This is a genomic window from Micromonospora sp. NPDC047793 (assembly GCF_040642635.1).
GTDB lineage: Bacteria > Actinomycetota > Actinomycetes > Mycobacteriales > Micromonosporaceae > Micromonospora.
The window spans coordinates 801597-821268 of the sequence record NZ_JBEYSG010000001.1 but is presented as its reverse complement, the minus strand read 5'-3'; the positions used below and the strand labels follow the sequence as shown (position 1 = coordinate 821268).

Sequence of the window (19672 nt, the reverse complement as noted above, 5' to 3'; positions counted from 1 at the left end):
GGCAAGCAATATTCCGAATCTGTACGTTGGTAACCTGTCCGGCGTGATGACCACCGACCAGAGCGGCAGCCGGGCGCGGACCCGGCAGGCGATCCTGCAGGCCGCGATCGAGGTGCTCAGCCACAACCAGGCCGCCAGCCTGAGCGAGATCGCCACCGCCGCCCAGGTCGGCCGGACCACCCTGCACCGCTACTTCGCCGAACGCTCCGACCTGCTGGCCGCCGTGGCCGCCGAAGGCGCGAACCGGCTCAACGAGGCCACCGGACGCGCCCGCCTGGCCGACGGCACCGGCGCCGAGGCGCTGCTCCGTCTCTGCGCGGAGTACTTCGACCTGGGTGACCTGCTCTCGCTCGTCTTCGCCGAGCCGACGATCATCGAGGACCCGATCTGGGGCACCGAGGTCTGCGACGACGACTTCTACGCGATGATCGCGCGCGGCCACGCCGACGGCAGCATCGACCCGGCGCTGCCCGCGCCGTGGGTGCAGTCGGTGCTCTGGTCCCAGCTCTACGCCGGCTGGAGCTACCTGGCCTCCCACGAGGTCTCCCGGCACGAGGCCCTCGGCCTGGTCATCCGGACCGTCGCCGGCGCTGTCGCACCCCGGGGCTGACCCTCCGCCGGCTCACCCTCGTTCAGCCCCGACCGGCGGCATCGGCCCGTCGACGGCGGTCCGTCCACGCGGCACGCCCGCACCACCACGGCGCGTCGAGCGGGACACCGCCGGGGCGCCCACCCGCAGCAGCCGTGGACGCCGCCGGGCGGCGAGGTCCTCGATCCACCCGACGGCCAGCGCCGCGACGGCCGTCAGCAGGACCATCCCGACCAGCCGTATCCCCACGTGGGCGACGGAGTCGAAGGAGAGCCACGGCATGAGCAGGGCGGTGATCGCCGCACTGGCCGGGATGTGCCACAGATAGACGGTGAGCGCCCGGGCGTTGACCAGGCGCAGCAGCCCGCCGCCCCGCGTCGGCCGGACCTCCCCGGTCGACCGGGCAACAGCGGTCGACCGGGGGGCCCACCGCAACAGCGCCGCGACCCAGGCCATCGACCAGATGGTGGAACCGGCCGGGATGTGGTTGAGCTCGCCCGGCGCACCCGTGGTGGCGGCGAGCAGCACCCAGGTGCCACCGACGGTGGCCAGCACCAGGACCAGACCGTGGTAGAGGCGGGCCGGCACCCGCCGCAGCAGTCCGTCGTGGTACGCGAAACCCAGCAGCCAGCAGGGCAGGTACGACACGACGAAGTAGAACTGGGTCACCCCGGCGAGATGAGCACACACCGGCAGGGCGGTGGCCGCCGCCAGCACGGGCCACGGCCAGCGGCGGTACAACGGCAGGAGCAGCGGTGAGAGCAGGGTCAGCCACAGGTACGTCGAGACGTACCAGAGGCCGACGGTGAACGCCCACCCCCAGGACATCGCGCCGGCCGACGGCACCCGCAGCGGCAGCAGCCACCAGCAGACGTCGCCCCAACCGAACCCGCTCGGCGTGCCGGAGACCTGACCGGCGACGGCCACCAGCACCAGCACCGTCGCGCCGAAGGCCCAGAACGGCACCAGCAGCCGCCGCATCCGACGGCCGACGGCACGGGTGCCGTACCGGTCCAGCGACGCGGCGAGCAACGCGCCGGCGACGCCGAACATGACGCCCATCGCCGGGACCAGCAGGCTCAGCCACAGCCACCCGGTGGCGTGGTACAGCAGCACCCGGGCCAGTGCCGCCGCGCGCAGCAGGTCCAGGTAGGAGGTCCGTGACTGCGCGGCCACCACGGGCGCGACGCCTGTCGCGTCGGGTGTCCGCCGAGCCTCGGCAGCCACCGGGTCGGTAGCCACCCCATAGTTGTACCGCCAGAAGACGCCTTTGCGACCAAAATGCCCATAAAGGAGCAAGTGTCGGTTTGGCTGCCTCAGGCGAGATCGAGCGAACGGGCGGCGGCGAGCGGGTCGTTGGCGATGGTGACCGGCGCCGGAGCCGTGGTGATCGCCCACTCCGGATCCTTCAGACCGTGCCCGGTGACCGTGCAGACCACGGTGGAACCGGCCGGCACCCGCCCGGCGGCGGCCTGCTGCAACAGACCCGCCACGCTGGCCGCGCTGCCCAGTTCCACGAAGACGCCGACCTCCCGGGCCAGCAGGCGGTACGCGGTCAGGATCTCCCGGTCGGTGACCGACTCGATCAGGCCGCCGCTGGCGTCCCGGGCGTCCAACGCCTTCGTCCAGCTCGCCGGGTTGCCGATCCGGATCGCGGTGGCGATCGTGGACGGCTCGGGCACCACCTGCCCGGTCACGATCGGTGCGGCACCGGCGGCCTGGAAGCCGTACATCTTCGGGGTGCGGGTGGCGTTGCCGGCGGCGGCGTCCTCGCCGTAGCCCATCCAGTACGCGGAGATGTTGCCGGCGTTGCCGACCGGCAGGCAGTGGATGTCCGGCGCGTCGCCGAGCGCCTCCACGATCTCGAACGCGGCCGTCTTCTGACCGTGCAGCCGATCGATGTTGACCGAGTTGACCAGCGCCACCGGGTAGTCCTGGGCGAGCTTGGCGGCGAGTGCCAGACAGTCGTCGAAGTTGCCGGTGACCTGGAGCAGCTTCGCGCCGTGCACCAGAGCCTGGGCCAGCTTGCCGAGGGCGATCTTGCCCTGCGGCACCAGCACCGCGCAGGTCACCCCGGCGCGGGCCGCGTACGCGGCGGCGGAGGCACTGGTGTTGCCGGTGGAGGCGCAGATGATCGCCTTGTTACCCGCCTCGACCGCCTTGGAGACGGCCATCGTCATGCCCCGGTCCTTGAACGAACCGGTCGGGTTGGCGCCCTCCACCTTGAGGTAGACGTCGCAGCCGAGCCGCGCGGAGAGCACCGGCGCGGGCAGCAGCGGCGTGTTCCCCTCGTGCAGCGTGACGACCGGCGTGGCGTCGGTGACCGGCAGCCGGTCCCGGTACGCCTCGATCAGACCCCGCCACATGCCGCTCTCCTCGCCTCTCGTACCCGTCACCGGTCACCACCGGCCGGGAGCCGCACCCATCCGGTCCGCCCGCTCACGAGCCCCCCTCGACCCGCAGCACGCTCGCCACCGAACGGACGATATCGAGCCCGCGCAGTTCGCCGACGGTCGCCGCGAGCGCCGCGTCCGGCGCCACGTGGGTCACGATGACCAGGATCGCCTCGCCCGCTCCCCCGGTACCGCCGCCGGCCGGCCCCTGCCGCACGGTGGCGATCGAGACGTCGTGGCGGGCGAACACCCCGGCCACCGCCTCCAGCACACCCGGACGGTCGGCCACGTCGAGACTGATGTGGTAGCGGGTGAGCGCCTCGCCCATCGGGCGTACCGGCAGGTCGGCATAGGCGGACTCGCTGGCCGCCCGGACCCCGGCCAGCCGGTTGCGGGCCACCGCGACCACGTCGCCCAGCACCGCGCTGGCGGTCGGCGACCCTCCCGCGCCCCGGCCGTAGAACATCAACTGCCCGGCCGCGTCGGCCTCGACGAAGACCGCGTTGAACGCGTCGCCGACGCCGGCCAGCGGGTGGCTCAGCGGGATCATCGCCGGATGGACCCGGACGCTGACCGTCTCGCGGCCCTGCCCGTCGGCACCGCGCGCGGCGATGCAGAGCAGCTTGATCGTGCACCCCATCGCCTTCGCGCTGGCCACGTCGGCGGCGGTCACCTCGGTGATGCCCTCACGGTGCACGTCGTCGGCACCGACCCGGGTGTGGAAGGCCAGCGAGGCGAGGATCGCCGCCTTGGCCGCCGCGTCGAAGCCCTCCACGTCGGCGGTCGGGTCGGCCTCCGCGTACCCCAGCTCGGTGGCCTCCTCCAGCGCCTCGGCGAAGCCGGCGCCGGTGGCGTGCATGGCGGAGAGGATGAAGTTGGTGGTGCCGTTGACGATGCCGGTGACCCGGGTGATCCGGTCACCGTGCAGCGACTCGCGCAGCGGGCGCAGCAGCGGGATCGCCCCGGCCACCGAGGCCTCGTAGTAGAGGTCCGCGTCGCCCTCGGCCGCCGCGTCGTGCAGCGTGCCGCCGTCCTCGGCGAGCAGCGCCTTGTTGGCGGTGACCACGCTCTTGCCGGCCCGCAGCGCCTCGACCAGCCAGCCACGCGCCGGTTCGATGCCGCCGACCACCTCCACGACCACGTCCACGTCGTCGCGCTTGATCAGCCCGAGCGCGTCGGTGGTGAACAGGGCCGGATCGACCGGCAGGTCACCACGGTCACGCCCGAGCCGGCGTACCGCGATGCCGGCGATCTCCAGCGGAGCACCGATCCGGGCAGCGAGGTCGGCGGACTGCACGTGCAGCAGCCGCACCACCTCGGCGCCGACGGTGCCGCAGCCGAGCAGGGCCAGGCGCACAGGTTGATTCATCCCACATCCAAGGCGAGCAGGTCCTCTTCGGTCTCCCGTCGAACGATCAGCCGGGCCTGGCCGTTCCGCACCGCGACCACCGGGGGGCGGGGCACGTGGTTGTAGTTGCTGGCCATGCTGCGGCAGTAGGCACCGGTGCCCGGCACCGCGACAAGATCTCCGGGCTGCACGTCGGCGGGCAGGAATTCATCCTTCACCAGGATGTCCCCGGACTCACAATGCTTTCCCACCACGCGGGCGAGCATCGACCCGGCGGAGGTCGCCCGGGAGGCCAGCGTCGCCGAGTACGCGGCGTCGTAGAGCGCGGTCCGGATGTTGTCGCTCATCCCCCCGTCGACGCTGACGTAGGCACGGTGCCCGTCGGCCGCGTCACCACCGGCGCCGACCAGCACGGACTTCACGGTGCCCACCTCGTAGAGGGTGAACACGGCCGGGCCGACGATCGCCCGACCCGGCTCGATCGAGACGCGCGGCACGGCCAGCCGCTCCGCCGCGCACTCCGCGTCGACGATCCGGCGCAGCCGCTTGGCCAGCTCGTGCGGGGTCGAGGGGGCGTCCTGGGTGGTGTACGCGATGCCGAAGCCGCCGCCGAGGTCCAGCTCCGGCAGCTCGACACCACGGGCGTCACGGATCTGCGCCTGGAGCGCGAGCACCCGGCGGGCGGAGACCTCGAAGCCGCTGGTGTCGAAGATCTGCGAGCCGATGTGCGAGTGCAGGCCGCGCAGTTCCAGCACGTCCTCGTCGAGGATGCGCAGCGCCGCCGCGCTCGCCGCGCCCCCGGCCAGCGAGAAGCCGAACTTCTGGTCCTCGTGCGCGGTGGCGATGAACTCGTGGGTGTGCGCCTCCACGCCGACGGTGACCCGGATCATCACCCGGGGCCGGACGCCCCGCTCGCGGGCCAGCGCGGTGAGCCGGTCGATCTCGGCGGACGAGTCGACGATGATCCGGCCCACCCCGGCGTCCAACGCCCGGGTCAGCTCGGCCACGGACTTGTTGTTGCCGTGGAAACCGATCCGCGCCGGATCCATCCCGCCGGCCAGCGCCACGGCCAGCTCCCCGCCGCTGCACACGTCGAGGAAGAGGCCCTCCTCGGCGATCATCCGGACCACCGCCCGGCAGAGGAACGCCTTGCCCGCGTAGTAGACGTCCTCGTCCGGAAAGGCGTCCCGGAAGTCGCGGCAGCGCGACCGCAGGTCCTCCTCGTCCAGCACGTACACCGGGGTGCCGAACCGGGCGGCCAGGTCGCGGACGTCCAGGCCGGCGACGACCAGCGCGCCGTCGTCGCCGCGCCGGGTCGTGCGCGGCCACAGGCGCGGCACCAGGGCGTTGACGTCGGCCGGGGCACGCAGCCACGACGGCCCCCGGTTGCCGATGTCACCGTGCAGCGCACCGGCCTCGTGAGCGCGCATCGGTCACATCCTCTCGGGGGCCGAGACGCCGAGCAGGCGCAGGCCGTTGGCGATGACCACCCGGGTGGCGTCGTTCAGCCAGAGCCGGGCCCGGTGCAGGTCGGTGATCTCCTCGTCGCCCCGGGGCAGGACCCGGCAGTTGTCATAGAACCGGTGGTACGCCCCGGCCAGGTCCTCCAGGTAGCGGGCCACCCGGTGCGGCTCGCGCAGCTCGGCGGCGGCGGCCACCACGGCGGGGAACTCGGCGAGCGCCTTGAGCAGCTCGTTCTCCTTGTCGTGGTCGAGCAGCTCGGGCCGGAACGAGCCGGTGTCGCCCCGGGTCAGCCCGACCTCGGCGGCGTTGCGCGCGACGTTGGCCGTCCGGGCCGCCACGTACTGCACGTAGTAGACCGGGTTGTCGCGGGTGGCCCGGGTCCACAACTCGATGTCGATGTCGATGGGCGAGTCGCTGGAGTAGCGGGCCAGCGCGTACCGGGAGGCGTCCACCCCGATGGCGTCGACCAGGTCCTCCAGGGTGATCACGGTGCCGGCGCGCTTGCTCATCCGTACCGGGGCGCCGTCGCGCACCAGGTTGACAAGCTGGCCGATGAGGATCTCCAGGGTCTGCTCCGGCTCGTCGCCGAAGCAGGCGGCCATCGCCTTCATCCGGCCGATGTAGCCGTGGTGGTCCGCGCCCAGCATGATCACGACCCGGTCGAAGCCGCGCTCCCGCTTGTCCAGGTAGTAGGCGCAGTCGGCGGCGAAGTACGTCCACTCGCCGTTGGACTTGCGCAGCACCCGGTCCTTGTCGTCACCGAAGTCGGTGGTGCGCAGCCAGGTCGCGCCGTCGGCGTCGAAGACGTGCCCCTGCTCGCGCAGCCGGGTCAGGGCGTGCTCCAGCTCACCCCGGTCGTGCAGGTCCTTCTCGTTGAAGTAGGTGTCGAACTCCACCCCGAAGTCGCGCAGCGAGGACTTGATCTCCTCGAACATCAGCGCGACGCCCTCCACCCGGAAAACCTCCTGGGCGGCGGTCTCGTCGAGCGACAGCACCTCCGGCCGCCGGGTGGTGACCTCGGCGGCGATCTCCGCGATGTACGCCCCGCCGTAGCCGTCCTCCGGCGCCGCCTCGCCCCGGGCCGCGGCGAGCAGCGAGCGGGCGAACCGGTCGATCTGGGAACCGGCGTCGTTGAAGTAGTACTCCGTACCGACCTCGGCACCGGCGGCCCGCAGCAGGCGGCTCAGCGCGTCGCCGACCGCCGCCCACCGCACGCCGCCGATGTGCACCGGTCCGGTCGGGTTGGCCGAGACGAACTCCAGGTTGACCTTCAGGCCGGCGAGCCGGTCGCCACGGCCGTACTCCTCGCCCGCCTCGACGATGCTCCGGGCGAGCTGGCCGGCGGCGGCGGCGTCCAGCCGGATGTTGAGGAAGCCGGGGCCGGCGATCTCCACCGACTTGACCCCCGCCGTGCTGCCCAGCGCGGCGGCGAGCCCGGTGGCCAGCTCGCGGGGCGGTACGCCCACCTTCTTGCTGAGCTGGAGCGCCAGCGTGGAGGCGTAGTCGCCGTGCTCGGGGTTGCGGGGCCGCTCGACCGTCGTGTGCTCCGGCAGCGCGGAGCGGTCCAGCCCCCGGTCGGTGAAGACGGCGTGAGCGGCGGCCAGGACGGCTTCGGCGAGTTCAGCGGGAGTCACCGAACCATGTTATCGGGGGTAGACTCGGTCCCCGCGGCGGCGACCCGGCATCGGGGGCTGGGCCGCCGGACTCCTCTGACCGACCGACCTGACGAGGCACGATGAGCATCAGCACCCCGGGCGGCCCGCAGCGCCGCCCGACCGTGGTCAGCACCGGTAAGAAGCCGGCGGCTGGTCGGCCGGCCGCCGGCGACAAGCCGACCGGCGACAAGACCGGGTCCGGCAAGCCGGCGACCCCCCGCTCCGGCGGTGGCAAGGGTCCCCGCAAGCCGATCACCCCGGTGAAGGTCAGCCAGGGGCGCTCCTGGGGGCCGATCGCCCTCTTCGTCGCCGTGGGCGTGCTCGCCACCTCGATCATCGGCTTCGGCGCCTGGGCGACCTTCAAGGGCAGCCAGTCGTGGCAGGACAAGGCTGCGGCGATCGACGGCGTCGTCAACTTCCGGGAGAGCGACCCGGAGAGCATCGCCAACCAGGAGCACCGGGCCGGCAAGATCGAGTACCCGCACAGCCCGCCGGTCGGCGGCCCGCACAACAACACGTGGCAGCGCTGCCAGGGTGACGTCTACACCGCGCCGATCGCCAACGAGCACGCGCTGCACAGCCTGGAGCACGGCGCGGTCTGGATCACCTACCGCCCCGACCTGCCCGAGGCGGACGTGGCGAAGCTCGCCGACATCATCCGCGGCAACGACTTCATGCTGATGAGCCCCTACGAGGGCCTCGACAAGCCCGTCTCGATCCAGGCGTGGGGCTACCAGCTCAAGGTCGACGACGCCGGCGACTCCCGGCTGAAGGAGTTCGCCACCGTGCTGGCACAGAACGCCTCGATGGAGCCGGGCGTGCCCTGCTCCTCCGGCAACTACACCACCGGCACCGGCACCGAGCCGCGCGAGATGCAGCCCACGCAGGGCGGCTGACATGCCCACCGCCGTGCAGGACCCACCGGTGACCGAGCAGACGGGCGGGGCAGCACCCCGCCCGGCCTCCCGGACCCTGCGGTACCTGACGCTGGCCGTGACCGCGCTGATGCTGCTCGCCGTCGGGTGGACGGCTGCCACGCTGGCCGCCGGGCGGACGCCGGGTGAGGAGTCGGCCGAGGCCGGCTTCGCCCGGGACATGTCCCGGCACCACGCGCAGGCGGTCGAGATGGCCATGCTCGCGTACGCCAAGGGGCAGGATCCGGCGATCCGGCAGATGGGGTACGACATGGCCCTCACCCAGCAGGCGCAGATCGGGCACATGCAGCGCTGGTTGCAGGAGTGGGACCTGCTGCCCACCGGCACCCGGCCGGCGATGGAGTGGATGCCGGACGGCGTACGGGTGGACGCGAACGGGCTGATGCCCGGCATGGCCACCCGGGAGCAGATCACCCAGCTCCACGAGGCCCAGGGTGCCGAGGTCGACCGTCTCTTCATCGACCTGATCATCAAGCACCACCTCGGCGGGATCCACATGGTCGACGGGCTTCTCAAGACGTCCGACCGGGCCGAGGTGGTCCGGATGGCCGAGGCCATGAAGCAGGCGCAGCAGAAGGAGATCAACGAGCTCCGGAAACTCCAGCAGGCCGCCGGCTGAGACCGGGACGGTCCGCGACCGCCGCGACACGTGTACGACCGGAGAGGGGCCCCGCCGGAACACCGGCCGGGCCCCTCGCCCGTCCGCAGGTCAGCCGGCGACCCGTAGGTCCCACGGTGGTCCCGGTCTCCTCGGCACCACCCGCAGCCGACGTCCGCCGGGCACTTCTCCGTCTGACCGGAACGAGCTACCGGGAGTGGCCCGACGCGCACCGCCACCACGTCGCGTCGGGCCGCTCCGGCGTCAACCGGACCTGCCGTCCCGCCGACCGCCCGACCGCCCTAGATGATCCACATCCACTATCATCCGATTTGACACATCTGAGCTATTTACTGAGCTTGACAACCTTTCTCCCCACATATCGTGACCAGTTGGGATTCGGGCTCGTTGCGCAGGACGTGGGGGTTGCACTCAGAGACGCACGGCGTTCGGTCACCAGCTGGTGCCGACGCCACACCATCGGCGGTGACGGGACGGTGGCAGCCGTCCGTCGCGGACAGCGGCAGAGCGAGTCGGGAGCGCTCAGCCGCGAGCAGGAGCTGGAACTCATCGACACCCTGCGGGGCGTCCACCCCGACGAGTTCGGGCTGGACGAGGAACTCTGGACTCGCCAGAGTCTGCACACCCTGATCGAGCAGCACTTCGGGCTGACCCTGGACGCCGGGGTCGTCGGGGCGTACCTGCGGGCCTGGGGGCTGGGCCCCCGCGAGCCGCGCGAGCGCGCCTGCGGGCTCTGCGTCGGCGCGGTCGAGCGGTGGGTACGCGGCGAGTACCCGGCCATCACCCGGGCCGCCCAGGAGCACCTCGCCGAGGTCTACTGGCTCGGCCGGGTACGCCTCCGGGGCACCATGCCGGCAGCCGACGTGATCTCGGCGGTCTCCTCGCGCGGCCGGGTGCGGTTCATGGTCACCACGCCGTCGGTGGATCCGGCACTACCCCGGGACTTCGTGCTCCGCCTCAGCGGCACCGAGCAGCGCACCGTGCACCTGATCGTGGACGGCTCCTGGGCCCGCAACGAGTGGCCCCGCCGCCTCCCCCGACGCATCGTGCCGCACCCCCTCCCGAGCTGCGGCCGAGCCCAAGCCGCCTGACCCACCCCACCCCGTCCCCGCCCCGCCCCGCCCCGTCCCATCCCGTCCTCGTCCGCCCACCAGCCTGACGTCGATCATGGAGTTGTGGCACCCGCAAAAGCCCACATGAAGGGTTAAAAGGTCGCCACAACTCCATGATCACCGGGGTTAGGCGGGGTGAGGGCGCGGGGTGGGGCGCAGGGTGGGGCGCGAGGCGGGCGCGGGGTGGGTCGGGGTGCCGGTTCGGCGATCGGGGGGCGGGTTTGCTAGTCTTCTCCAGTCGCTGAGCCCCCGTAGCTCAGGGGATAGAGCACCGCCCTCCGGAGGCGGGGGCGCAGGTTCGAATCCTGCCGGGGGCACCAGAGCAGACCAGCACGAGCAAGGCCGTTGACCAGAAATTCCCGGTCAGCGGCCTTTTTCGCGCCCAGCGGGCAGCACCGGACACGCACCGACCAAGGTCGGATCGCCCTTCCGGGCCGTGACGACCCCCGATCGGCGGTCAGTACGGGGATGCGTGCCGACACTATGCTGTGAGCACCTCGCCACTCTGCGGAAGGGCTGCCGGTGCCCCGGGTGAACGTACGGTGGTCGCGGATCTCGGCCACCGAGAAGGCGTCCTACGGTGGTGCGGCGATCGCGGCCTCGGCCACGGTGGCGGTGGCGGTCGTGCAGGGCGCGGTGCCGTTGCTCGCCGGGCAGGGCGGAGCGGTCGCGGTCGCGGTGGTGTCGTTCCTCGCCGGGGTGGCCGTTACCGGCGCGACGGTCGCGGTGGTCGCCACCGTACGCCGACGATCCCTGGCCGGTGACGGACCGGAGTTCGACGTCTTCGTCTCGACGCCGATGGCCTCCCTGCCAAAGTCGGAGTACCCGGCCCACCGCCGACAGATCATGACGCTGATCCGGGAGATCGAGCAGCGCGCCGGGCTGAGCTGCTACTACGCCGGACGGGACCGTCCCGAGATCGCCGACTTCCCCGCCGTCGACCTGGGGTTCCGGGACGAGTTGCGGGCGCTGACCCACAGTCGACACTTCCTGCTGGTGCTGCCCGTGTCGAATCCGTCGAGCGCGCTGGTCGAGGCCGGGGTGGCGATCGCCCTGCGCACACCGTCCATCTATTTCAGACACACGTCCGCGGTGCTGCCGTTCCTCCTCCGGGGAGCGGCCAACTCCAATCATCCGGACATACCCCGAATCCGGGTCTACGAATACGCTGATTTCAGCGAGTTGGCGACCCTGGTCCGGGTCAACGGCAAGGGCCTTTTCGAGAGCCACACCTGACCAGCACGATCGGAACGTGGATGTCGAACATCTCGGGCGCCAAGAAACTCTTCGTCATCATGCCGTTCGGTCTGAAGCGGCTGCCCTCCGGCCTGATGCACGACTTCGACCGCTTCTATCACGGGATCCTGCGCCCGGTGGCTCAGGACGCCGGGTGGTCGGTGTTCCGCGCCGACGAGATCACCGAGCCGGGCACCATCGTCAACCAGGCGTTCCGGCACCTCCAGGCCGCCGACGTGGTGGTCGCCGACATCAGCTCGCCCAACGGCAGCGTCTACTACGAGTTGGGCGTGCGGCAGGCCATCTCGCCGGGCAAGACGATTCTCGTCGCGGTGCACGGCACCGAGTTGCCGTTCGATCTGAAAAGCCAGCGGGTGCTCTTCTACAGCCCACAGTTCGACCAGGATCCACGGTTCCGGTTCGCGTACCGCGAGGCGCTCATCTCGGACAGCCCGCACGTCCACAATCCGGTCCGGGACGCGTTGAGCGACCTCGGGTTGAACTTCCATCCGCGTACCGACCGGGTCGCCTTCGAGCAGGAACTGCACCACAAGATCGAGCGGAGCCGCAACATCGAGCAGTTGCTCGCGGTCTGGCACTGGGCGCGGCAGTCGGGTGACCTGCCGACCGGGGCGTTGCTGTCGTTGAGCAACCGGTTGGCCGCCGAGGGCGACTACGCCAGCGCGGTGCAGGTCCTCGACGCCGCCTTCCCTGAGGCTGACGGCGACTGGGAGGTGCACCGGCAGCGCGGCTTCTACCTGCGCAAGCTGACCCGGCTCGACGCGGCCGAGGTGGCGCTGAACCGGGCGTACGAGCTGAACCCCTCGGACCCGGAGACGCTCGGCATGCTCGGCGGCGCACTGAAACGTCAGGGCCGGTACGCCGAGGCGCTGCGCCTCTACCAGCAGGGTGCCACCCTCTCCCCCACCTCGTTGTACCTCGCGGTGGCCTGCGCCGGCATGCTGGCCATCGCCGATCCCGGCAACCCCGAACCGGCGCTCGCCCGGTACCGGCAGTTGCTCGACGAGATCGACTCCCGCCCCGGGCAGGAGACCGACTCCTGGGCGAACCTGGTCCGGGCCGAGGCACACTTCGTGCTGGGCGACGTGGAGGCGGCCCGCCGCTTCGGCCGGGCGGCGGTCCGGTACGGCGCGGAACGGCTGCACCTGGAGTCGACCGCCGACCAGATTCTCATGCTGCACGCCAACGGCCTGCCGCTGCGCGACGCGGACGGTTTCGCGCGCTGGCTCGTCGACGGGGCCAGGGACCCGGCGTCCACGACCGTGGAGGAGCGGGGCGCACCGGCGACCGATCCGGACTTCCCTCGTCGGATGATCTTCCACATCTCCGACGTCCACTTCGGATCGATCACCGAGGACGGCAGCCGCATCGACGTGCACCGGTTCGCCGACACCGAGAACTCCGACCGGCTCAGCGTCGAGCTGACCCGGGAGTTCCACGGCGCCCTCAAGCGGTCGGGCTGCGCCGCCTCGGACGCCGTCCTGGTGGTCTCCGGCGACTCCACCTACACCGGTCGGCAGGACGAGTTCGACCTGGTCCGGCAGTTCCTCACGGAGCTGTGCGAGAACACCGGGATGGACCGCAGCCAGGTGGTGCTGGTCCCCGGCAACCACGACATCGACTGGCTCCAGACCAAGTCGAACCGGGCCAACCGCTTCGACAACTACCTCACCTTCGCGCACCAGTTCTATGGCGAGGAACTGTTCCACGAGGTCTATCCCCGCATCGAGTGGGACCTGCGGACCTCGGGCACCCGGCCGGAGGCGAGGGAGATCGTCTATCGGCGTACCGACCGGACGATGACCGTCGTCGGGTTGAACTCCTGCATCTTCGAGGACGACCAGAACCACTACGGCTACATCGGCAAGCGTCAGCTCGACATCGTCAAGGACCTGCTGGAGCAGGAGCCGCCGGAGAACGTACGGGTCGCGGTCATGCACCACCACCTGCACCCCTTCCCCGAACCGCTGGAGCCGCGACGGGGTGACGCGGTCGTGCTCGACCTGTCCACCGTCCGCGACGCCGGGCTGGTGGAGCAGCGCCTGGAGCGGCTCGGCTTCTCGCTGCTGCTGCACGGGCACAAGCACAAGCCGCAACTGCGCGAGACGCTGGTGCGGATCCCGCAGAACGACTCCAGCGTGACGCCCCGCCCGCTGATCGTCTCCGGCTGTGGCAGCACCGGAGTCAGCCAGCACGAACTGGAGCACAACCAACCGAACCACTTCGCCGTCCTGGAACTGGCCCAGCCGGTCCGGGTGCCGGGTGCCGACTTCCTGGTCATCGAGTGGCGCGAGCTGGCCGTGGCACCGGGCGCCGAATGGGTCACCAAGCAGCGCTGGACCATCAAGGGCTGACCTCGCCCGGTGCCTCCGCGAGGGCCGGGTCCGCGCACGTGCCGGTCGCCGAGGGGCCTGTCGGGGACGGGACCTTGGTCCTGCCCGGCTCAGGTGTTCCGGCCCGGGTGCCGGAGCCCCGGCGCGGGGGATGGTGATCCCGTAAGAAGCTGACTGCGGAGGCGACGATGACCATCCACCACGGCACCCGACGATCGATCGAACGGCCGCTGGAGCACGCCGAGATGCCCGGCGCCATGCTCACCGTCACCGCCGCGCGGGCGCTGGCCGTGCTGCGGGTCGCCACCGGCCTGATCTTCCTCTGGGCCTTCCTCGACAAGACCTTCGGCTTCGGGTACGCCACCCCGGCCGAGCGGGCCTGGATCAACGGTGGCTCCCCCACCCGGGGCTTCCTCGCCAACGTGGAGGTGGGCCCGTTGCAGTCGATCTCCCACACGATCGCCGGCACCTGGTGGGCCAACGTGCTGTTCATGGTCGGTCTGGCCGCCATCGGCGTCGCCCTGGTGGCCGGTGTCGGGCTGCGCGTCGCCGCCGCCTCGGGCACCGTGATGATGGCGCTGATGTGGCTGGCCGAGTTCCCGCTTGCCCGGTTCACCGCCGCTGGCGACCCGACCGGCTCGACCAACCCGCTGGTCGACTACCACCTGATCTACGCGGTGGCGCTGATCGCCCTCGCCGCCGCGTACGCCGGACACACCTGGGGTCTGGGGCGGATCTGGGCCCGCCTGCCCTTCGTGCAGCGGCACCGCTGGATGATCTGACGCCCCGACCGACGCCGGGCCGGACCGCCTCCAGGGTCCGGCCCGGCGTCGTGTCGGCACCTGTCGACGAACCCGCACCGTCTTCCGGCGGACCGGACCCGGCACAGCACCAGGCGGACCGGACCCGCACCGCACCGCACCGGGCAGACCGGACCTCAGCCCGACTCTCCGGAACGGGTTCCTCGACGCGTCGGTCCTCTGCTGCCGCCCTCGGCGCGCCGGCCCATCACCCCGTCCTCAGCCGCCCTCGGCGCGCCGGGCGCGGGCCCGGCGCCGGCCCTCGTGCATGGCCTGCACCCGGGGTACCGGGATGGTCCGCCCCTCCTCGACCAGGTCGGCCGGGAGCGGCTGCGGGGACGGCATCGCCTCGGCCCACGGGTCACCGTCCGCGAGCAGGCCGGGCACCGTCCGGATGGTGAACTCCGCCGGGGCCACCGACTCCAGGTCGGCCCAGGGCACCGGGAAGGAGACCGGCACACCGGGCCGCAGCCGGGGGCTGTAGACGGACACGACGGTGGCTCCGCCGGACCGGGTCGGGTCCACGAAGACCTTGCCGGCCCGGTCCTCCCGGATGAACGCGGTGGTGGCCAGCGCCGGATCGAGCCGTTCCGCACGGGCCGCGAGGGCCCGGGTGGCGGCGGCCAGTTCCTCGGCGTCCGGACCGGCCGCGATCGGCACGAAGACGTGTACCCCCTTGGCGCCGCTGGTCTTCACCGCACCGGTCAGCCCGGCGTCGGCGAGGGCCTGGCGGACCAGCAGGGCGGCGGCCACCCCGGCGCCGAAGCCGCCGTCGGAGGGTGGGTCGAGGTCGAGCACCAGGTGCGTGGGACGGCTCAGGTCGTCGACCACCGCCAGCGTCGGGTGGTACTCCACCGCGCGCTGGTTGGCGAACCAGAGCAGGGTACGGCGATCGTCGCAGAGCGCGTACGCGATCTCGCGGTGGGACGCCTCGGCCCAGACCGGCGTCCGGCGTACCCAGTCGGGGGTGTAGCGGGGCAGGTTCTTCTGCATGAACGGCGGCTGCCCGGGGCGTACCCGGACCACTGACAGCGGCCGTCCGCGCAGGTGCGGGACGAGCCGGTCGGCGACCGCGTCCAGGTAGTCGACCAGGTCCCGTTTGATCGCGCCGGACCCGTCGAAGAGCGCCTGATCGAGGTTGGTCAGCGCCACGCCGTCCCTGGTCTCGTCCCCCCGACTCATCCGCCCACCATCCCGCCGCCGCGACACGCGGTCAACCGGAACGCGCCGATCCGCCTACGCACTCAGCTCGAAAGGCGCACTGGCGCACTGGGGCGCGGACGGTCGGCTCGACTCACCCGCGGGACGGGGCACCCGGCTCCGCCCAGCTCACCCGCTCAGGCCAGTCGTTCGCCGGCGGCGACCGTGGCGAGCAGTCGGGCGGTGTGCGCACGGATCGCCGCGTACACAGCGGAGCCGTAGCTGATCCGGGCCACGCCGAGCGAGGCGAGTTCGGCGAGCGTCGGTGCCGCCGGGCGGGCCAGCACGTTCACCGGTCCGGGCACCTCCGCCACGAACGTCCGCAGGTCGGCGGCGTCGGCGAGCACGATCGGATAGACGCAGTCCGCACCGGCCGCCAGGTAGCGGCGGGCCCGGCGGATCGCCTCGGCGAGTCGCCGGGCCGGGTCGCCGGCCTGCTGGAGGAAGACGTCCACCCGGGCGTTCAGCACCACCGGTACGCCGGCAGATCCGGCCGCCGCCCGGATCTCGGCCAGCAGGTCGGCCTGCTTCTCGGTGTCCACCATCGCGCCGCCGGCCGGCTCGGAGTCCTCCAGGTTGAGCCCGACCGCGCCAGCGTCGAGCAGGCGCTCGACCAGTTCCGCCGGAGGCAGGCCGTACCCCCGCTCCAGGTCGGCGGTGACCGGCACGGTCACCGCACGGGCGATCCTGGCCACCGCCGCGAACATCTCGGCCGGTGGGGTGCGCTCGCCGTCGGCGTAGCCGAGCGACTCCGCGACGGCGGCGCTGCCGGTGGCGACAGCGGGGAATTCGGCGTCGGCCACGGCCCGAGCCGAGCCGGCGTCCCAGGCGTTGGGCAGGACGAGTGGTTCACCGGGACGATGCAGCGCGCGCAGTGCCGCCGCCCGATCGATCGCGGTAGAGGTCATAGCGCGATTCTGGGCATCGGACGGGCGGGAGCCCGAGAGCCAATCACACCCGGGTGGTTGTGGCGAAGACCACTGATCTGACCGATCGGTCAGCCTCTGACCGATCGGTCAGGCATGCTGGCTGCCATGGCCCGCCCGACCCAGCAGACCCACGACGAGATCCTGGCCGCCGCCACCCGGCGGTTCGCCGCCACCGGCTACCGGGGCACCTCGTTGCAGGACATCGCGCGCGAGGTCGGCTGCTCCAAGGCGGCGGTGCTCTACCACTTCGCCAACAAGGAGGCGATCCTCACCGAACTGATGGCGCCCGCCGTCGAGGTGTTGCAGGCGCTGGACGACCGGATCGCGGCGCAGGCCGACCCCGCCCGCGCCCAGCAGGTCGCCACCGAGGGTTTCGTCGACCTCGCCGTCCGGTTCCGTGGCGAGATCGCCCTGCTCCGCGGCGAGTTCCCCGAGCTGCTGCAACAACCCGACTTCGCGCACATCCACGAGATCTCCGAGCGGCTCATCGCCGCCCTGGCCGGACGCTCGTCCCGGGACTCGGCCCGGATCTGCGCGCTGGTGCTCCTCGCCGGCATCGCGGAGACCTGCGGACAGTTCGCCGAGGTGTCCGACGAGGACCTGCGGGCCGCCCTGCTCGCCCTGCTGCGACGGGCGCTGGAGCCCGTTCACTGACCCGTTCCACCATTCACTGAACCGAGGGAAAGGACCTCATGGCGACCCTGCTCTACCGGCTTGGCCGGGGTTCGATGCGCCGACGGCGGCTCGTGGCCGCGATCTGGCTCGTCGTACTCGTCGGGCTCGGCCTGGCCGCAGCGACCCTGCGCGGCCCGACGGCCAGCAACTTCACCATGCCCGGGACCGAGTCGCAGCGCGCTCTCGACCTGCTCGCCGAGCAGTTCCCGGCCGCATCCGGTGCCACCGGCACGATCGCCGTCAAGGCGCCCACGGAGGGACAACTCGGCACACCCGAAGGCCAGGCGGTGGTCCAGTCGATCACCCAGGAGGCCACGGCGGTTCCCGGCGTCCTCGCCGCCGTCGATCCGTTCCAGGTCGGCGCCGTGTCGCCGGACGGCCGGTACGCCCTGATCCAGGTGCAGTTCGGCGGTGGCTCCGACGCGATCACCGACGAGCAGCGCGAGGCGTACGAGCAGGTCGGCACCCAGGCCGAAGGCCAGGGCTGGCAGGTCGCGCCCGGCGGTGAGGTGCTGAACGCCGAGCCCGAGGTGGGCTCGACCGAGGCGATCGGTGTCGCGGTCGCCCTGGTCGTTCTGGTGATCACCTTCGGTTCGCTGGTGGCGGCCGGGATGACCATGCTCAACGCGCTGATCGGTGTCGGCGTCGGCATGGCCGGTCTCTTCGCGCTCAGCAGCGTGGTGGAGCTGACCAGCACCGCGCCGATCCTCGCGCTGATGCTCGGCCTCGCCGTCGGCATCGACTACTCACTGTTCATCACCTCCCGCTACCGGCAGAACCTCCTCGAAGGACTGCCCGCCGACGAGGCGATCGGTCGAGCGGTCGGCACCGCCGGATCGGCGGTGGTCTTCGCCGGGGCCACCGTGGTCATCGCCCTCGCCGGCCTGTCGGTGGTGAACATCCCGTTCCTGACCGTGATGGGTCTGGCCGCGGCCGGCACGGTGACCGTAGCCGTGCTGGTGGCGATCACCCTGCAACCGGCCCTGCTCGGCTTCGCCGGCCGCCGGGTGCTGCCCCGCAAGCTGCGTACGGCCGCACCGCAGGCCGCCGACGGCGACCAGAGCACGCCGGAGCCGACCGAGAGCGGTGCGGGCACCGACGTGGCCGCCGTCACCGGCGAGGACCGGTCGACGTTCGGGTTCCGCTGGGCGGCATTCCTCACCCGCTTCCGGATCCCGGTGATCCTGGCCGGCGTGATCGGTCTCGGCCTGCTCGCGCTGCCCGCGCCGGACATGCGTCTGGCCCTGCCCGACGCCGGCACCGCGCCGGCCGGTTCGGCTCCCCGGGTCGCCAACGACCTGATCACCGAGGGCTTCGGACCGGGCTTCACCGGCCGTCTCGCGGTGGTCGTGGCCGGCGACGACGCGCAGGCCACCGCCGCTGCTGTGCCGCAGGTGGCGAACCTGGTGCAGAACACCGAGAACGTGCTGGCGGTGGCTCCGCCGCAGCTCAGCCCGGACGGCCGAACCGCGCTGCTCGGGGTGATCCCGCTGACCGGCCCGACCGACCCGGCCACCGAGACGATGGTGCACGACATCCGTACGGCGGTCGACGGCGTCCAGGGCGCCGACGTGCTGCTGACCGGCGTGACCGCGATCGGCATCGACATCTCGGAGAAGCTCTCCGACGCGATGCCGGTCTATCTGGGCCTGGTGGTCGGCCTGTCGATCCTGCTGCTGATGCTGGTGTTCCGGTCGGTGCTGGTGCCGGTCAAGGCGGCGCTGGGCTTCCTGCTCACCGTGGCGGCCACCTTCGGTCTCACGGTGGCGGTGTTCCAGCAGGGGCACCTGGCGGGCCTGCTCGGCCTGGACACCCCGGGCCCGCTGATCAGCTTCCTGCCGATCCTGCTCATCGGCATCCTGTTCGGCCTGGCCATGGACTACGAGGTCTTCCTGGTCTCCCGGATGCGGGAGGACTTCGTCCACGGTGACACCGCCCAGCAGGCCACCATCAACGGGATGGGGCACGGTGCCCGGGTGGTCACCGCCGCCGCGCTGATCATGACGTCGGTCTTCGGCGGCTTCGTCTTCCTCGACGACCCGGTCATCAAGTCGATGGGCTTCGCGCTGGCGGTCGGTGTGGCCATCGACGCCTTCGTGGTCCGGATGACCATCGTCCCGGCGGTGATGTCGCTGCTCGGCAAGGTGGCCTGGTGGCTGCCGCGTTGGCTGGACCGGATCCTGCCCAACGTCGACATCGAGGGCGAGAAGCTGCGCGCCAAGCTCGACGACAAGGCGCACGCCAACACCTGACGGCATGCGTGAAAGGAAGGGTCCCCTGCTAACGCCTCGTGCATAGCAGGGGACCCTTCCTAACATCAGCACCCCGAGCGCCCGCACCCCGCACCGCACCGCAGCGCGAGC

16 protein-coding genes and 1 tRNA gene are annotated in these 19672 nt (G+C 71.8%); 10 read left to right on the top strand and 7 right to left on the bottom strand.

Annotated elements, in window-relative coordinates:
* Positions 1–46: 46 nt before the first annotated feature.
* Positions 47–610: a TetR/AcrR family transcriptional regulator gene (locus ABZ738_RS03765; protein ID WP_357210943.1), complete on the top strand. Its 564-nt coding sequence runs from the start codon at positions 47–49 to the stop codon at positions 608–610.
* 12 nt (positions 611–622) lie between these two features.
* On the opposite strand, the gene ABZ738_RS03760 is transcribed toward ABZ738_RS03765, so the two are convergent.
* From ABZ738_RS03760 to argS, 5 genes are all read right to left on the bottom strand, one after another.
* Complete coding sequence (locus ABZ738_RS03760; RefSeq protein WP_161594916.1) at positions 623–1831, bottom strand: acyltransferase family protein; 1209 nt, start codon at positions 1829–1831, stop codon at positions 623–625.
* Between the two features lie 74 nt (positions 1832–1905).
* Positions 1906–2955 carry a threonine synthase gene (gene thrC, locus ABZ738_RS03755; RefSeq protein ID WP_131052105.1) on the bottom strand — a complete coding sequence of 350 codons (1050 nt, stop codon included), beginning with the start codon at positions 2953–2955 and terminating at the stop codon, positions 1906–1908.
* A 73-nt stretch (positions 2956–3028) separates the two neighbouring features.
* The gene (locus tag ABZ738_RS03750; protein ID WP_201272314.1) at positions 3029–4339 is read right to left on the bottom strand and encodes a homoserine dehydrogenase; all 1311 of its coding nucleotides are present in this window, start codon (positions 4337–4339) and stop codon (positions 3029–3031) included.
* Between the two features lie 8 nt (positions 4340–4347).
* Positions 4348–5760 (bottom strand): diaminopimelate decarboxylase, encoded by a 1413-nt coding sequence (gene lysA, locus ABZ738_RS03745; protein WP_131052097.1) that lies wholly within the window; start codon positions 5758–5760, stop codon positions 4348–4350.
* A 3-nt stretch (positions 5761–5763) separates the two neighbouring features.
* A complete protein-coding gene (argS, locus tag ABZ738_RS03740) occupies positions 5764–7428 on the bottom strand; it encodes an arginine--tRNA ligase (RefSeq protein ID WP_357210711.1) in 1665 nt (554 codons plus the stop codon).
* A gap of 101 nt (positions 7429–7529) precedes the next feature.
* Here argS and ABZ738_RS03735 point away from each other — a divergent pair, with 101 nt between their 5' ends.
* The 7 genes from ABZ738_RS03735 (at position 7530) to ABZ738_RS03705 (ending at position 14487) form a co-directional block, all read left to right on the top strand.
* Complete coding sequence (locus ABZ738_RS03735; protein ID WP_131052095.1) at positions 7530–8345, top strand: DUF3105 domain-containing protein; 816 nt, start codon at positions 7530–7532, stop codon at positions 8343–8345.
* Between the two features lie 28 nt (positions 8346–8373).
* Positions 8374–9003 (top strand): DUF305 domain-containing protein, encoded by a 630-nt coding sequence (locus ABZ738_RS03730; RefSeq protein WP_236145623.1) that lies wholly within the window; start codon positions 8374–8376, stop codon positions 9001–9003.
* Between the two features lie 398 nt (positions 9004–9401).
* On the top strand, positions 9402–10094 hold the full coding sequence (locus tag ABZ738_RS03725) for a winged helix-turn-helix domain-containing protein (RefSeq protein WP_131052104.1): 693 nt from the start codon (positions 9402–9404) through the stop codon (positions 10092–10094).
* 266 nt (positions 10095–10360) lie between these two features.
* Positions 10361–10435: transfer RNA gene (locus tag ABZ738_RS03720), tRNA-Arg, on the top strand.
* Between the two features lie 211 nt (positions 10436–10646).
* Positions 10647–11351, top strand: a complete 705-nt coding sequence (locus tag ABZ738_RS03715) for a hypothetical protein (protein ID WP_131052091.1) — start codon at positions 10647–10649, stop codon at positions 11349–11351.
* A gap of 20 nt (positions 11352–11371) precedes the next feature.
* A complete protein-coding gene (locus ABZ738_RS03710; RefSeq protein ID WP_131052090.1) occupies positions 11372–13726 on the top strand; it encodes a metallophosphoesterase in 2355 nt (784 codons plus the stop codon).
* Between the two features lie 167 nt (positions 13727–13893).
* Positions 13894–14487, top strand: a complete 594-nt coding sequence (locus tag ABZ738_RS03705; protein ID WP_131052089.1) for a DoxX family membrane protein — start codon at positions 13894–13896, stop codon at positions 14485–14487.
* Between the two features lie 237 nt (positions 14488–14724).
* Here ABZ738_RS03705 and ABZ738_RS03700 read toward each other — a convergent pair whose 3' ends face one another.
* Positions 14725–15687, bottom strand: coding sequence for an ATP-dependent DNA ligase (locus ABZ738_RS03700; RefSeq protein WP_357210706.1), 963 nt, complete (start codon positions 15685–15687; stop codon positions 14725–14727).
* A gap of 155 nt (positions 15688–15842) precedes the next feature.
* Positions 15843–16613, bottom strand: coding sequence for an isocitrate lyase/phosphoenolpyruvate mutase family protein (locus ABZ738_RS03695; RefSeq protein ID WP_131054001.1), 771 nt, complete (start codon positions 16611–16613; stop codon positions 15843–15845).
* A 126-nt stretch (positions 16614–16739) separates the two neighbouring features.
* On the opposite strand from ABZ738_RS03695, the gene ABZ738_RS03690 reads away from it, so the two are divergent.
* Positions 16740–17288: a TetR/AcrR family transcriptional regulator gene (locus tag ABZ738_RS03690; protein WP_131054002.1), complete on the top strand. Its 549-nt coding sequence runs from the start codon at positions 16740–16742 to the stop codon at positions 17286–17288.
* Positions 17289–17326: 38 nt separating this feature from the next.
* A complete protein-coding gene (locus tag ABZ738_RS03685) occupies positions 17327–19561 on the top strand; it encodes an MMPL family transporter (RefSeq protein ID WP_131054003.1) in 2235 nt (744 codons plus the stop codon).
* Positions 19562–19672: the final 111 nt, after the last annotated feature.

Coding starts and splice junctions, on each gene's coding strand:
- lysA (WP_131052097.1), bottom strand. CDS start 5,760: ATGCGCGCTCACGAGGCCGGTGCGCTGCACGGTGACATCGGCAACCGG.
- ABZ738_RS03705 (WP_131052089.1), top strand. CDS start 13,894: ATGACCATCCACCACGGCACCCGACGATCGATCGAACGGCCGCTGGAG.
- ABZ738_RS03735 (WP_131052095.1), top strand. CDS start 7,530: ATGAGCATCAGCACCCCGGGCGGCCCGCAGCGCCGCCCGACCGTGGTC.
- ABZ738_RS03695 (WP_131054001.1), bottom strand. CDS start 16,613: ATGACCTCTACCGCGATCGATCGGGCGGCGGCACTGCGCGCGCTGCAT.
- ABZ738_RS03765 (WP_357210943.1), top strand. CDS start 47: ATGACCACCGACCAGAGCGGCAGCCGGGCGCGGACCCGGCAGGCGATC.
- ABZ738_RS03685 (WP_131054003.1), top strand. CDS start 17,327: ATGGCGACCCTGCTCTACCGGCTTGGCCGGGGTTCGATGCGCCGACGG.
- ABZ738_RS03700 (WP_357210706.1), bottom strand. CDS start 15,687: ATGAGTCGGGGGGACGAGACCAGGGACGGCGTGGCGCTGACCAACCTC.
- ABZ738_RS03710 (WP_131052090.1), top strand. CDS start 11,372: ATGTCGAACATCTCGGGCGCCAAGAAACTCTTCGTCATCATGCCGTTC.
- thrC (WP_131052105.1), bottom strand. CDS start 2,955: ATGTGGCGGGGTCTGATCGAGGCGTACCGGGACCGGCTGCCGGTCACC.
- ABZ738_RS03690 (WP_131054002.1), top strand. CDS start 16,740: ATGGCCCGCCCGACCCAGCAGACCCACGACGAGATCCTGGCCGCCGCC.